Source organism: Actinoplanes sp. NPDC026670 (genome assembly GCF_040638175.1).
GTDB lineage: Bacteria > Actinomycetota > Actinomycetes > Mycobacteriales > Micromonosporaceae > Actinoplanes.
The window spans coordinates 56509-70221 of record NZ_JBEZXU010000045.1; the positions used below are offsets into that span (position 1 = coordinate 56509).

The 13713-nt window shown below is 71.2% G+C and carries 13 protein-coding genes and 1 pseudogene; 10 read left to right on the forward strand and 4 right to left on the reverse strand.

Annotated elements, in window-relative coordinates:
* Window positions 1-40 precede the first annotated feature (40 nt).
* Window positions 41-2446 (reverse strand): glycoside hydrolase family 3 C-terminal domain-containing protein, encoded by a 2406-nt coding sequence (locus AB0E94_RS34840; protein ID WP_360335324.1) that lies wholly within the window; start codon window positions 2444-2446, stop codon window positions 41-43.
* A 130-nt stretch (window positions 2447-2576) separates the two neighbouring features.
* Here AB0E94_RS34840 and AB0E94_RS34845 point away from each other — a divergent pair, with 130 nt between their 5' ends.
* The 7 genes and pseudogenes from AB0E94_RS34845 (at window position 2577) to AB0E94_RS34875 (ending at window position 9737) form a co-directional block, all read left to right on the forward strand.
* Window positions 2577-3959 carry a serine hydrolase domain-containing protein gene (locus tag AB0E94_RS34845; RefSeq protein WP_360335326.1) on the forward strand — a complete coding sequence of 461 codons (1383 nt, stop codon included), beginning with the start codon at window positions 2577-2579 and terminating at the stop codon, window positions 3957-3959.
* Between the two features lie 129 nt (window positions 3960-4088).
* Window positions 4089-5168, forward strand: coding sequence for a PhoH family protein (locus AB0E94_RS34850; RefSeq protein WP_360335328.1), 1080 nt, complete (start codon window positions 4089-4091; stop codon window positions 5166-5168).
* Window positions 5169-5192: 24 nt separating this feature from the next.
* A complete protein-coding gene (ybeY, locus tag AB0E94_RS34855) occupies window positions 5193-5663 on the forward strand; it encodes an rRNA maturation RNase YbeY (RefSeq protein WP_360335330.1) in 471 nt (156 codons plus the stop codon).
* A gap of 2 nt (window positions 5664-5665) precedes the next feature.
* The gene (locus AB0E94_RS34860) at window positions 5666-7015 is read left to right on the forward strand and encodes a hemolysin family protein (RefSeq protein ID WP_360335332.1); all 1350 of its coding nucleotides are present in this window, start codon (window positions 5666-5668) and stop codon (window positions 7013-7015) included.
* Window positions 7008-7364 (forward strand): cytidine deaminase, encoded by a 357-nt coding sequence (locus AB0E94_RS34865; protein WP_360335334.1) that lies wholly within the window; start codon window positions 7008-7010, stop codon window positions 7362-7364. Before AB0E94_RS34860 ends, AB0E94_RS34865 begins: the two co-directional genes overlap by 8 nt.
* Before the next feature lie 371 nt (window positions 7365-7735).
* Window positions 7736-8608: pseudogene (gene era / locus AB0E94_RS34870) on the forward strand (GTPase Era); the annotation flags it as partial.
* 82 nt (window positions 8609-8690) lie between these two features.
* Window positions 8691-9737 carry an acyltransferase gene (locus AB0E94_RS34875; RefSeq protein ID WP_360335336.1) on the forward strand — a complete coding sequence of 349 codons (1047 nt, stop codon included), beginning with the start codon at window positions 8691-8693 and terminating at the stop codon, window positions 9735-9737.
* On the opposite strand, the gene AB0E94_RS34880 is transcribed toward AB0E94_RS34875, so the two are convergent.
* Window positions 9724-10494, reverse strand: coding sequence for a DUF4097 family beta strand repeat-containing protein (locus tag AB0E94_RS34880; protein ID WP_360335338.1), 771 nt, complete (start codon window positions 10492-10494; stop codon window positions 9724-9726). The two genes, AB0E94_RS34875 and AB0E94_RS34880, sit on opposite strands and share 14 nt — an antisense overlap.
* A gap of 106 nt (window positions 10495-10600) precedes the next feature.
* Between AB0E94_RS34880 and recO the strand changes: the two genes are divergently transcribed.
* From recO to AB0E94_RS34895, 3 genes are read left to right on the forward strand one after another with little or no spacing between them, the layout of a single operon-like run.
* Window positions 10601-11377: a DNA repair protein RecO gene (gene recO, locus AB0E94_RS34885; RefSeq protein ID WP_360335340.1), complete on the forward strand. Its 777-nt coding sequence runs from the start codon at window positions 10601-10603 to the stop codon at window positions 11375-11377.
* Window positions 11374-12156: an isoprenyl transferase gene (locus AB0E94_RS34890; protein ID WP_360335343.1), complete on the forward strand. Its 783-nt coding sequence runs from the start codon at window positions 11374-11376 to the stop codon at window positions 12154-12156. The genes recO and AB0E94_RS34890 overlap by 4 nt, the downstream gene beginning before the upstream one ends.
* On the forward strand, window positions 12153-12680 hold the full coding sequence (locus AB0E94_RS34895) for a histidine phosphatase family protein (RefSeq protein ID WP_360335345.1): 528 nt from the start codon (window positions 12153-12155) through the stop codon (window positions 12678-12680). Before AB0E94_RS34890 ends, AB0E94_RS34895 begins: the two co-directional genes overlap by 4 nt.
* Here AB0E94_RS34895 and AB0E94_RS34900 read toward each other — a convergent pair.
* Together AB0E94_RS34900 and AB0E94_RS34905 are read right to left on the reverse strand one after the other, a co-directional pair.
* Entirely contained in the window at window positions 12670-13344 is a 675-nt protein-coding gene (locus tag AB0E94_RS34900; RefSeq protein ID WP_360335347.1) for a haloacid dehalogenase-like hydrolase, read from the reverse strand. The genes AB0E94_RS34895 and AB0E94_RS34900 overlap by 11 nt on opposite strands.
* On the reverse strand, window positions 13341-13634 hold the full coding sequence (locus AB0E94_RS34905; RefSeq protein WP_360335349.1) for an MTH1187 family thiamine-binding protein: 294 nt from the start codon (window positions 13632-13634) through the stop codon (window positions 13341-13343). Before AB0E94_RS34905 ends, AB0E94_RS34900 begins: the two co-directional genes overlap by 4 nt.
* Between the last annotated feature and the right edge of the window lie 79 nt (window positions 13635-13713).

The window sequence follows — 13713 nt, forward strand, 5'->3', positions numbered from 1 at the left end:
TATCCGGGGCGGGACCGGCCGGCCCGCCCCGGAGACACGGTCAGACGGCGATCTCGACCGACCGGCGCGGATCGTCGAGGGCGTGCGCGGCGATCACCGTGTAGGTGCCGGGGACCGTCTGCCAGCCGTCGTTCCACACCTGGAAGGCCCGTTCGGGAAGCTGGATCGTGACGGTGACCGACTCGCCGGGCTCGGCGTCCGCCGTCGCGAATCCGGCCAGCCAGCGTTCCGGCCGTTCCACCGGCGAGCCGCTGTCCGGGACGGGGGTGGTGACCAGGGTGTCGGCGCCGGGGGACAGGTACACCTGCACGACCTCACGGCCGGCGCGCCAGCCGGTGTTGGTGACCGTCACCCGGACCTCCGATCCGGAGTGCGCCATGTGGTCGTACGACCAATCGGTGTATCCCAGGCCGTGACCGAAAGCGAACAGTGGCTCGGTCGCCTGCCGCAACCATCCGCGGTAGCCGATGAAGATCCCCTCGTCGTAACCGAGCGTGCCGTCCGACGGCTTGACGTCGAGCACCGGGCAGTCCTTCTCGCTGCGCGGCCAGGTGGTCGGCAGCCGGCCGCCGGGCTCGGCGACCCCGAGCAGGACGTCGGCCAGCGCGGCGCCCGCCTCCTGCCCGGGGAACCAGGTGAGCAGCACCGCCGCCACCTCCCCGGACCACGGCAGCAGCACCGGCGAACCGGCGTTGACCACGACGATCGTCCGCGGATTGGCCGCCGCGACCCGGGACACCAGCTCGTCCTGGCGGCCGGGGAGGGCCAGCGAGGTGCGGTCGAAGCCCTCCGACTCGACCTGCTCGGTGGTGCCGACCACGATCACCGCGACATCCGACCGGGCGGCCAGCTCGACCGCCTCGGCGATCAGCCCCTCCTCGTCCGGGCCCGGCGCCCGGTGACCGAGCGTGGTCGAGACCGAGTGCGCGGCCCCGGGCACGAAGGTCTGCCGGAGCAGCACCGGAACCGGCGTCCCAGCTTCCAGCGTGACCGCGAATCGCTGCTCCTTCGGGTGCAGCAGCAGGTCGGCGCGGCCGGTGCCGGGCGGGTGCAGCGAGCCCTCGTAGAGCTTCTCCCCGCCGACAAACAGCTCGAACGCGCCGAACCCGGAGACCGCCAGGACGTGCTCGCCGCCGGTCTCGGGGGTGAGCTCGGCGTGCAACTCCAGGGTGGTGATGCCGGCCACGTCCAGCCCGGCCGGCGGGTCGCCGATCCAGCGGATCGTGGCCGTCTCGACCGGGACATCCTGATCGTGGATCACGAACCGGAACGGCGCCCAGTCCGGACCCTGCGCGGCCGGCAGGAACGGCCGCGGGTCGGCGCCGATCGCGTAGGCGACGTCGACCCCGGGCAGGTCGTTGCGGAGCCCGTCGAGCGGGGAGATCACGTGCCGCGGGGTGACCTGGGCGCTGCCGCCGCCGAGCACCCGGGCGTCGGTGGCCAGGGCGCCGATCACCGCGACCCGGGTCAGTTCGGCCGGTTCCAGCGGGAGCGCGAAGTCGACGTTGCGGGCCAGCACGAACGAGCCCACGGCCACGTCGTGCGCCACGTCGTCGCCGTCCTCGTCGAGCGGCAGATCGGGCGTCGGCTCGACAGCCAGGGCGCCGGTCCGCGCGGCGAGGAGCAGCACACGGCGTACCTTCTCGTCGATCACGTCCGCACCGACGGCGCCGGACCGGACCGCCTCGACCAGCGCCGGGCCCCACGGGTTGTCCATCGCCGGCATGGCGATGTCGAGGCCGCCGAGCGCCGACGCCACCGTGTCCCGGGCCGCCCGCCAGTCGGAGACGACCACCCCGTCGAAGCCCCACTCGCGTTTCAGGATCTCGTCCTGGATGCGGCCGTTCGCGGCCATCGACTCGCCGTTGACCCCGTTGTACGCGCTCATCACGCCCCACCCGCCGGCCGCCGCGACCCGCTCGAACGGCGCCAGGTACAGCTCGCGCAGCGCCCGCTCACCGATCCGCACGTCGACTGTCATCCGCTCGGTCTCGAAGTCGTTGCCGACCAGGTGTTTCACCGTGGTGCCGACGCGGTGCTGCTGGACGCCCTCGACGAAGCCGGCGGCGATCTCACCGGTCAGCAGCGGGTCCTCGGAGTAGCACTCGAAGTGCCGGCCGCCGAGCGGGGTGCGGTGCAGGTTGACGGTCGGGCCGAGCAGCAGGTGCACGCCCTTGCGCCGGGACTCCTGGCCGAGCAGCCGGCCGGCCCGGCGGGCCAGGGCCACGTCCCAGGTGGCGGCGAGCGCGGTCGGGCTGGGCAGCGCGACCGACGGGTCGTCGGGCGTGTAGCCGGTGCCGCGGACGCCGACCGGACCGTCCGACATGACGAGCGAGCTCAGCCCGATGCGGGGGATCGCCGGCAGCGACCAGAAGTCCTGCCCGGTCAGCAGGGAGACCTTCTCCTCCAGGCTGAGCTGCTGGAGTAACGGGTCGAGGTCGATCATGAGAGCGCTCCCAGGGGTGTGTCGGAGGGTCCGTCGACCATCTAAGCCCACGCCCGGCCCATAAGATCCATCAGGTGGAAAACTCCTGCCTGTTCTGCCGGATCGTGGCCGGCCCGACAACGGTCCGGCCGTGAGCACCCCCGCCCCCCGTTACGAGCGGGCCGCCAGGCGTGCCCAGGCCGACGGCCGGATACCCGCGCTCTCGGTCGCGCTGCACCGCCCCGACCGGGAGCCCTGGGTCTTCACCGTCGGTGACTCCGGCAACCCGGCGCACCCGCTCGGGCCGGACAGCCGGTTCCGGATCGGGTCGGTCACCAAGACGTTCACCGCGGTGCTGGTCATGCAGGCCCGCGACGACGGGCTGCTCGACCTCGACCAGCCCGTCTCGGCCTACCTCGACCTGCCGGCGCACGGCGACGCCACGATCCGGCGGCTGCTCTCGCACACCGCCGGGTTCCAGCGTGAGCCGTCCGGCGACGTGTGGGACAGCCTGCTCGCCCCGGACGCCGGCCGGATGCTCGCCGAGCTGGACCGGGCCGAGCGGGTGCTGCCCAACGCCAGGCGTTTCCACTACTCCAACCTCGGCCTCGCCGTCCTCGGCCAGCTCGTCGCCAAGCTGCGCGGCGGCACCTGGGCGGAGATCACCCAGGAGCGGATCCTCGGCCCGCTCGGGCTGGCCGCGACCACGGTCGACCGGCCGGAGCAGGCGGTGGTCGGCTACCTCGTCGACGCGTACTCCGACGCGGCCCGCCCGGAGCCGCCGGTCGACATGGCCGGGCTGGCCCCGGCCGCCCAGATCTGGAGCACCGCCGGCGACATGGCCCGGTGGGCGGCGTTCCTGGCGAGCCCGGAGATCGCCGACCCGGGCGGGCGGGTGCTCGACGCCGCGACCGTCGACGAGATGCGCTGGCCGTCGACCACCACCGACGAGAACCTGTGGGCGCTCGGTTTCGGGCTCGGGCTGATCCTGGCCCCGGAGGGCAAGCGGGTGATGCACGTCGGCCACGACGGGGCGATGCCCGGTTTCCTGGCCGGTGTCTACGGCCGGCGCGGCGGCGAGGGCAACCCGGGCGGGCTCGGCTGCGCGGTGCTCGGCTCGTCCGGGACCGCGCTGCAGACCAATGAGCTGGTGCACGAGCTGCTGCGGATCGCGGTCGAGTCGGACCCGGCGGAGATCCGGCCGTGGCGGGCCGCGCCACCCGCGCCGGCCGCCTACCGCCCGGTGCTGGGGCGCTGGTGGAGCGAGGGCATGGAGTTCGTCTTCGCCTGGCACGACGGGCGGTTGCAGGCGCGTGCGGTCGACGCGCCGGCGAGCCGCCCACCGGCGATCTTCGAGTCGTTGCCGGACGAGGTGGACGTGCTCCGGACGGTCTCCGGGCGGGAGGCCGGCGAGCTGTTGCGGCTGACCCGCGACGATCGTGGCGGGATCGCCCGGATGCACTGGGCGACCTATCGCTTCACCAGAGCCCAGGAGGCCTTCGACGGGGGCCGGGCGACGGACGGCCCCGAATAGCGGACCGGCGATAATGGCATCGGCGTGCGGGCGGGCGAGCGGATAGGATGGCACGATCCTTGAGCGAGCCGCCCGACCCGGACGGCGATGAAGAAGAGAGCAGGTGGCGGAGGCCCTTCGGGCCACCCTATGACCGGTACGCCGAACGAATCCAGCACTGGCTCGACCAGCCCGGTGCGGGCGCAGACCAAGATCTCGGTGAACGACCCGAAGATCATGGTGAACCTGCTCGGCGCCAAGGACGAGATCCTCCGGCTCATCGAGCGCACCATCGAAAGCGACGTGCACGTCCGCGGCAACGAGATCACCATCACCGGCGATCCGGCCGAGAACGCGACCGCCGAGCGTCTCTTCTCCGAGCTGATCGAGCTGATCGAGAAGGGCGAGACGCTCAGCGTCGACGCCGTCCGCCGCACCCTCCGGATGCTCCAGGAGAACACCTCCGAGCGGCCGGCCGAGGTGCTCACCCTCAACATCCTGTCCCGGCGCGGGCGCACCATCCGGCCCAAGACCCTGGGGCAGAAACACTACGTCGACGCCATCGACAAGAACACGATCGTCTTCGGCATCGGCCCCGCCGGCACCGGTAAGACGTATCTGGCGATGGCCAAGGCGGTGCAGGCGCTCCAGGCCAAGCAGATCAACCGGATCATCCTGACCCGGCCGGCGGTCGAGGCGGGGGAGCGGCTGGGCTTCCTGCCCGGCACGCTGACCGAGAAGATCGACCCGTATCTGCGGCCGCTCTACGACGCCCTGCACGACATGCTCGACCCGGAGACCATCCCGCGCCTGATGGCGGCCGGGACGATCGAGGTCGCGCCGCTGGCGTACATGCGTGGCCGCACTCTCAACGACGCCTTCATCATCCTGGACGAGGCGCAGAACACCACGCCCGAGCAGATGAAGATGTTCCTGACCCGTCTCGGGTTCGGGGCGAAGATCGTGGTCACCGGCGACGTCACCCAGGTCGACCTGCCCGGCGGCACCACCAGCGGTCTCCGGATCGTGCGGGAGATCCTGCGCGACGTGGAGGACGTGCACTTCGCGGAGCTGTCCAGCTCCGACGTGGTGCGGCACCGTCTGGTCGCCGAGATCGTCGACGCCTATGCGCGGTTCGACGCGGCGCAGGAGCAGCAGACAGCACAATCCGTCCACGCCGTGCCGGGCCGGGCCGCCAGCGGTGGCCGGACGCCGGGCCGACGGCGCTGATACACAAGGGGTAATCGCACCACTATGTCCATCGAGATCGCCAACGAGTCGGGAGTCGAGGTCGACACCGACGCGATTCTCGCGGTCGCCCGGCACGCCCTGGACGAGATGGGGGTCAACCCGCTCGCCGAGCTGTCGATCCTGCTCGTCGACATCGACTACATGGCCGAGCTGAACCATCGGTGGATGGGCAGCGATGGCCCGACCGACGTGCTCGCCTTCCCGATGGACGAGGGCAGCGTCGACCACGGCCCCGGCGAGTCCGGGGCCGGCGAGCCGGCGCTGCTCGGCGACATCGTGCTCTCCCCGGAGGTGGCCGCCAAGCAGGCGACCGTCGCCGGGCACGCCGCCGCCGACGAGCTGCACCTGCTCACCGTGCACGGCGCCCTGCACCTGCTCGGCTACGACCATGCCGAGCCGGATGAGGAGCGGGAGATGTTCGCTCTGCAGAACAAGCTTCTGCAGAGCTGGCGAGCCGGACGCAAAGCCGGCTGATCATGGACCCCGCCTCGGCCGGCCTACCGGATCTGCAACTGATCACCCTCGCGGTCCTGCTGGTGCTCCTCGCCGGCCTGGCCTCGATGACGGATGCCGCGCTGGCGACCGTCTCCCACGCCCGGGCCACCGAGCTGGCCCGGGAGGGGAAACGGGGCGCCGGCGCGCTGGCCGCGGTCGCCTCCGACGTGGTGCGCTACGTCAACCTGCTGCTCCTGCTGCGCCTGCTCTGCGAACTGACCGCGACCACGCTGGTGACCCTGGTGGCGGTCGACACGTGGGAGGTCGGCTGGCGGGCCGCGCTGGTGGCGGCGGGCGCGATGACACTGGTCAGCTTCGTCGTGGTGGGGGTGGCCCCGCGGACCCTGGGGCGCCAGCACGCGTACGCGGTGGGCCGGGCGACCGCCCCGCTGGTGCGCTGGCTGGGCCGGGTCCTCAACCCGCTCGCCAAGCTGCTGATCCTGATCGGTAACGCGGTGACTCCCGGTAAGGGGTTCCCGGAGGGCCCGTTCGGCAGCCAGGTGGAGCTGCGTGAGCTGGTCGACCTGGCCGAGCAGCGCGGTGTGGTGGAGCACGGCGAGCGCGAGATGATCCACTCCGTGTTCACGCTGGGTGACACCATCGCCCGTGAGGTGATGGTCCCGCGTACCGACATGGTGTGGATCGAGGCGCCGAAGACCCTCCAGCAGGCGCTCTACCTGTTCCTGCGGTCCGGGTTCTCCCGGATCCCGGTGATCGGCGAGAGCGTCGACGACGTGCTGGGTGTGCTGTATCTGAAAGACGTGATCCGGCGCACGCAGAACGGTGATCCGGCCGCGACCTCGCAGGCGGTCGCCGAGGCGATGCGCCCGGCGAACTTCGTGCCCGAGTCGAAACCCGTCGACGACCTGCTCTCCGAGATGCAGGCCGCCCGCAACCACCTGGTCATCGTGGTCGACGAGTACGGTGGCACCGCCGGCCTGGTCACCATCGAGGACATCCTGGAGGAGATCGTCGGCGAGATCACCGACGAGTACGACGTCGAGCGCCCGCCGATCGAGCACCTCGACGACGGTGCGGTCCGGGTCGCGGCCCGCCTCCCGATCGAGGACCTCGGCGACGTGTTCGGTGTCGAGCTGCCCGCCGACGAGGTCGAGACGGTCGGTGGCCTGCTCGCGCAGACCCTCGGCCGGGTGCCCATCCCGGGCGCGAAAGCCGAGGTCAGGGGCCTGCACCTGACCGCCGAAGGCACCACCGGCCGACGGAACCGGATCGACTCGGTGCTGGTGCGCCGGATCCGTCCGGAGCCGGGGGCCGCGCAGGACGATGAGAACGTAGCCGAGAACGAGGAAAGACAACCCGCCGATGCCTGACCAGATCGTTGCCGACAATGCGCTGAGCGCCGAGGATGCCAAGCTGGTGACCCTCGCGCGCCATTCCCGGACCCGGGTGGGTGCGGCCGAGGGCGCTGCGGTGCGCGACCAGGACGGCCGCACCTACGCGGCCGCTTCGGTGCAACTGACCAGCCTCTCGCTCAGCGCGCTCCAGCTCGCCGTGGCGCAGGCCGTGTCGTCCGGGGCCACCCGGCTGGAGGCGGCCGCGGTCGTCACCGAGGCGTCCTCGCTGGAGAGCGCGGGCCTCGCGGCGGTGCGTGACCTCGCGGCCGACGCGCCGGTGCACCTGGCGGGCCCGGACGGCGCGCTGTCCGGCACGGTCCAGTGATGGCCGGCGAGAAGCCGGAACGGCGTCCGGCCTCCGGGGATCAAGGTGAGCGGCGTCTCACCGCCGGCGAGCGCAACGAGCAGCGGCGGCAGGAACGCCGGGCGGCCCGCCGGGCCGAGGAGCAGGGCGGACGCAAACCCACAAGATCAAACCCCGCATCCGGTACGGGTGAAGGCGGCTCCGCCGGAGGCAGAGGCGGGCCGGCGCCCCGTGGAAACGGGGCGTCAGCCGGGCCTACGGGTAAGGCGGGCGGCACCGGCAGCTCCCGGGGACGGGGTGGTGCTTCTGTCGAAGGCGACGTCCGTACTCCACAAAGGGTCAAGAAGCACCGGCACAAGGCCGCGCGGGCCGCTGCACCGCAAGACGACGTCTACCGTGCGGGTTTTGCCTGTTTTGTCGGAAGGCCGAACGCCGGCAAGTCGACCCTGACCAACGCCATCGTCGGCCAGAAGATCGCGATCACCTCGAACAAGCCGCAGACCACCAGGCATGTGATCCGCGGCATCCTGCACCGGCCGGACGCGCAGCTCGTGCTGGTCGACACCCCCGGTCTGCACCGCCCCCGGACGCTGCTCGGCGAGCGGCTGAACGACCTGGTCCGTGAGGTGTGGAGCGAGGTCGACGTGATCGGCGTGTGCTTCCCGGCGGACGAGCCGATCGGGCGGGGCGACAGGTTCATCTCGTCGGAGATCAGCGAGCTGAAGGCCAAGGTCATCGCGGTGGTGACCAAGGTGGACCTGGTCGACCCGCAGACCCTGGCCCAGCGGCTGCTCGCGGTGTCCGAGCTGTACGACTTCGCGGACATCGTCCCGGTCAGCGCGGTCTCCGGGCATCAGGTGGAGATCCTGACCGACGTCATGGTCCGGCACATGCCCGAGTCGCCACAGCTCTACCCGGACGACGTGCTCACCGACGAGCCGGAGCAGGTCCTGATCGGCGAGCTGATCCGCGAGGCGGCGCTGGAGGGCGTCCGCGACGAACTGCCGCACTCGATCGCCGTGCTCGTCGAGGAGATGCTGGTCGAGGGCAACCTCACCCGGATCTTCGCGGACATCTATGTGGAGCGTGACAGCCAGAAGTCGATCGTGATCGGCACCCGTGGCGCACGGCTCAAGGAGGTCGGCACGAAGGCCCGCGCGGAGATCGAACAGCTCCTCGGTCGTCGGGTCTACCTGGACCTGCACGTTCGAGTGGCCAAGGAATGGCAGCGAGACCCCAAACAGCTGCGTAAGCTCGGTTTCTGATCGAAACTTGGACATTCTCTGACTATGGTGAACTTCACCATAGTTTGCACAGGTTGACTCGGCGCGGGTAACACCTTGGTCCATGCGAAATCGGTACCTGGACCTGCTGCGTGCCGTGGCTACCGTCCGGGTCGTGATCTACCACATCACCGGGTGGGCCGCGTTCACCGTGGTCCTCCCAGCGATGTCGGTCATGTTCGCGCTGGCGGGGTCGCTCATGGCGGCCTCGCTCGACCGGTTCGGGGTGTGGGCGGTCGAGCGCCGGCTCCGCCGCCTGCTGCCGTCACTGTGGGTGCTCGCCGCGATCGCGGTCACCGTCATGCTGGCCACCGGCACCTCCAGCTGGAACACGATGCTCCTGCTCTGGGGATTTCCGATCGACACGCCGGAGGCCACCGGCTGGTGGGTCCAGGGCCTCAGCCACACCTGGTATCTGCGTGACTTCCTCTGGATGGTGCTGCTCTCGCCGCTGGTGCTGCCCGTCTACCGCCGGTTTCCGCTGGCCACGATCCTCACGCCGTACCTCGCCCTGATCGTGATCACGATGGCCGGGCGGACCGTGCCGCCGGTCGCGCAGAGCCTCGCCCTCTACGGCGGGGCATGGCTGCTCGGCTTCGCCCACCACGACGGCCACCTGGAACGACTGGGCCGCCGCCGGCTGCTCGGCATCGCGGCCGCGGTCACCGTCGCGGCCTTCGCCTGGATCACCACCCACCCCGGCCCGCGCGGCTGGGACCTCAACGACATCCCGCTCGGCAACGCCCTCTGGTCGGCCGCGTTCATCCTGGTCGTGCTCGGCTGCCTCCGGCCGGTGATCAGCGGGAACCGGGTGCTCACCGTGCTCAACGCCCGCGCCCTCACGATCTACCTCTGGCACGTGCCGGTGGTCGTGGCGGTCACCCAGTTCGGCGAGCGGCACGGCCTGCCGATCATCGGCTGGGTCGGGATCAGCTGGCGGCTCACCGTCGTCGCTGTCCTGCTGACCGGGTTCGTCCTCCTTTTCGGCTGGATCGAGGACGTGGCCGCCGGCCGGCCCCCGGTGCTGCTGCCCGGCCGGCGGATCCCCATCCCCGTTTCACCGGCTCCGGCCGGCCCCCGCGAGCCGGAGCCGGCCGTCAGCCTCCGGTGACCATCAGGTCGCCACCGCCGGTCCGGAGCTCCAGCACCTTGTCCGAGGTCGGGTTGTCGGTGATCCCGATGACGTTCTTGTCGCCGGAGCCGGTCACCGCGCGCACCCGGTAGTCGCCGGACGGCACCATCAGATTGATGTCACCGCTGTTCACCGACGCGGTCACCGACGCCGCCGCGGTCAGCTTGAGATCGATGTCGCCGGAGGCCGCCTTGGCGGTCACCGGCCCGGTCGCGTCCATCACCGAGAGATTGCCGGAATTCGACTCGAGGTTGACCTCGGAGCCGCCGATCACATTCAGATCGCCCGAGGTCGTCCGCACCTTCACCAGGCCGGAGCTGCTCTCCACCATCACGTCGCCGGAGGTCAGTTTCAGGTCGACCGCGCCGGTCCCGCGCAGCATCACGTCGCCGGAACGCAGCTCACCTTTCACCGCGGCCCCCGGTGGGGTGGTGACCACGAAGTCGACCCGGCAGTCACGGCCGCAGTCGCCGTCCAGGGTGAGCACCCCGCCGGCCAGCGTGTAGGAGCCGCCCGGATCGGTGCCGCCGTAGATCACCCGGCGGATGTGGGTCTCGGTCGCCGAGGCGTCCGACTCCACCGTGACGTTGCTGGCGCCACCGGTCAGCACGACCTCGGTGACCTTGGCGGTCTCGGTGTCGTCGAAGGTCATCCGAGCGCCCACCACGCCGTCACAGCCGGCGAGGGCGCCCGCCGAGACGGCGGCGGCGAGGATCAGGGCAACTCTGCGGGTCATGTCCTGACGCTATTTTGGTGGGCCCCTGGAAACCATCGGTCCCGTCCCCTAGACGACCCTGAGATCCGGGTCAGGGTCTGTCGTAGGCAGGGGGCAGAATGGCGGGGTGCCCGCCGGATACCGCCGCCAGCTCTACCGCGACGACGCGGTGGTCCTGCGTGTGCAGAAACTCGGCGAGAGCGACCGGATCGTCACCCTGCTGACCCGCCGCCACGGCCGGTTGCGGGCCGTCGCCCGGGGCGTGCGCCGCACGTCGTCCCGCTTCGGCGCCCGGCTCGAGCCGTTCGGTCACATCGACCTCCAGCTCGCCGGATCCCCCGAGGGCCTGGGCAGCGCGCTGCACTCGGTCAGCCAGGTCGAGGCGGTCACGCTCTACGGCAAGAACTTCCTCACCGACTACCCGCGATACACCGCGGCCAGCGCGATCTGCGAGACCGCCGAGCGGCTCACCCCGGTCGAGCGGGAGCCCGCGTTGCGCCTGTTCCAGCTCACCCTGGGGGCGCTCAAGGCGCTCTCCGCCGGCGAGCATCCGGGCGCCCTGGTGCTCGACGCCTACCTGCTCCGGGCGATGGCCTTCGCCGGGTGGGCGCCGGCGATCACCGAGTGCGCGGTCTGCGGCACCGCCGGGCAGCACGCGGCGTTCTCGGTCCCGGCCGGTGGCTCGGTCTGCCCCGACTGCCGGCCGCCCGGGTCCGCCCACCCCAGCCCCGACACCCTCGGCCTGATGTCCGCCCTCACCTCCGGCGACTGGGCGGTGGCGGACGCGTCCGCGCCGTCGGTGCGCCGCGAGTGCAGCGGGCTCGTCGCCGCCCACCTGCAATGGCACATGGAGCGGGCGCTGCGCTCGCTCCCGCTTGTCGATCGACGGGAGTTGAAACCTTGAGCCCGCGTCCGCCCACCCCACACATCTCCGGCGCCCGGCCACCCCAGTTGCCCTCCGCGGCCCTGCCGAAACACGTGGCGATCGTCATGGACGGCAACGGCCGCTGGGCCAAGGAGCGCGGGCTCTCCCGGACCAAGGGGCACGAGCAGGGGGAGCACTCGCTCTTCGACACCATCGAGGGCGCCATCGAGATCGGTGTGCCGTATCTCTCGGCGTACGCCTTCTCCACCGAGAACTGGAAGCGCTCGCCCGAGGAGGTGCGCTTCCTGATGGGCTTCAACCGCGACGTCATCCGCCGCCGCCGTGACCAGCTCGTCGACCTCGGCGTGCGGGTCGTCTGGTCCGGGCGGGCCGGGCGGCTGTGGAAGAGCGTCATCTCCGAGCTGCAGACCGCCGAGGAGATGAGCCGGCACAACACCAAGCTGACGCTCCAGTTCTGCGTCAACTACGGCGGCCAGGCCGAGATCGCCGACGCGGCCGCGGCCATCGCCCGGGACGTGGCGGCCGGCAAGCTCAAGGCCGACAAGGTCACCGAGAAGACCATCGCCAAATACCTCTACCACCCGGAGATCCCCGAGGTGGACATGTTCCTGCGGCCATCAGGCGAGCAGCGTACGTCGAACTTCCTGCTCTGGCAGTCGGCGTATGCGGAGATGGTCTACCTGGACACGCTCTGGCCCGACTTCGACCGCCGCCACCTCTGGTATGCGTGTGAGCTCTTCGCCCAGCGGGACAGGCGGTTCGGCGGGGCGCTGCCCAACCCGGTCAGCCCCACGTGAGCGGAGTCCGGCACCTCTGGATCGCCCGGCACGCCGAGGCCACCTCCGACGAGACCGGGCTGAGCGCCGCCGGCGAGCAGCAGGCCGCCCTCCTCGGTGAACGGCTCAGCGGGGTCCCGTTCGCGGCGATCAGCCACAGCCCGCTGCCCCGGGCGGTGCGGACCGCCGCGATCGTGTCGGCCCACCTGCCCGGTGTGCCGGTGCAGGTGGCCGACGAGCTCGACGATCGTTTCCCGACCGACGAGCCGGCCGCGTCCGCCGCGATGATCGCCAAGTTCACCGGCCCGTTCGACGTCGAGCGGCATGAGCTGGTGATCACGCACGCCTTCCAGGTGGCGTGGTTCGTCCGGGACGCGCTGGAGACACCCGAGCCACGGTGGCGGGACGTCATCCCGGCCAACACCGGGCTCACCGTGATCAGGTACTTCCCCAGCGGGCGGACCCGGGTGATCGTCTTCAACGACCTGTCCCACCTGCCCGAGCAGCTCCGGTGGACCGGTTCGCCGCCGGAGCTCAGGTTGTAAGGGCCGTCACCGCGGCCTCCAGGTCGCTCAGGTCCGGCAGCACCACATGCGCGCCCGCGGCGGTCAGCTCGGCCGCCGTGGTCGCGCCGGTCGCCACCGCGATCGCCACGGCGTTGTTCGCCAGCGCCGCCGTCACGTCGTTCACCGTGTCGCCGATCACCACCGGGCGGAAGTCCTCGCGGTATTTGGCGCGAGCCCGCTCCAGGCACCGGCGCACCAGGGTCGCCCGGACACTGTCGTCGGTGCCGTAACCGCCGATCTCCGCGTCGAACGCGCCGTCCAGGCCGAACGCCGCCACCTTCATCGCCGCCACCTGCGGGACGTTGCCGGTCACCAGGGTCTGCACCACGTCCGGGTCGTGCCCCAGGTGGTCCAGCACCGCACGGACCCCGGGCATCAGGCGGCCCTGCTCGGCGAACTCGTGCCGGGCCGCGTGCACCACCTCCACGTAGCGGGCGAAGAACCGCTCGTGCGTGCAGTCGGTCACCCCGTGCGAGGCGAACACCTCGGTGCAGATGTCCGTGTCGGTGCGCCCGCCGAAGATCGGCGTGTCCTGCCACGGCACACCTGTCACCTCGGTGAACGCCGCCTTCCAGGCCGTCGACGCCACCCCGCCGCCGCGCAGCAGGGTGTAGTCGATGTCCCACATCACCAGTCGTCTCACTCGGCCAGCACCCGCTCGATGTGCTCGACCTTGGCGGTCAGCGCGCCGGTGACACCCGGCCGGACATCCGCCTTCAGCGAGAGACTGACCCGCGGCGAGACCTTCGCGACGGCGTCGACGGCCTGCTTGACCACGGCCATCACCTCGTCCCACTCGCCTTCGATGGTGGTGAACATGGCATCGGTCCGGTTCGGCAGCCCGGAGGCGCGAACCACACGGACCGCCTCGGCGACGGCGTCCCCCACGGAGTCACCGGCCCCGATGGGCGTCACGGAAAAGGCAACCAGCATGCCCCCATCCTCCCAGCCCTCGCCGGCTTGAGTCGATCAATGCAAGCGACTAGTCTAGGTCAAAGACCAGTTGGACTGT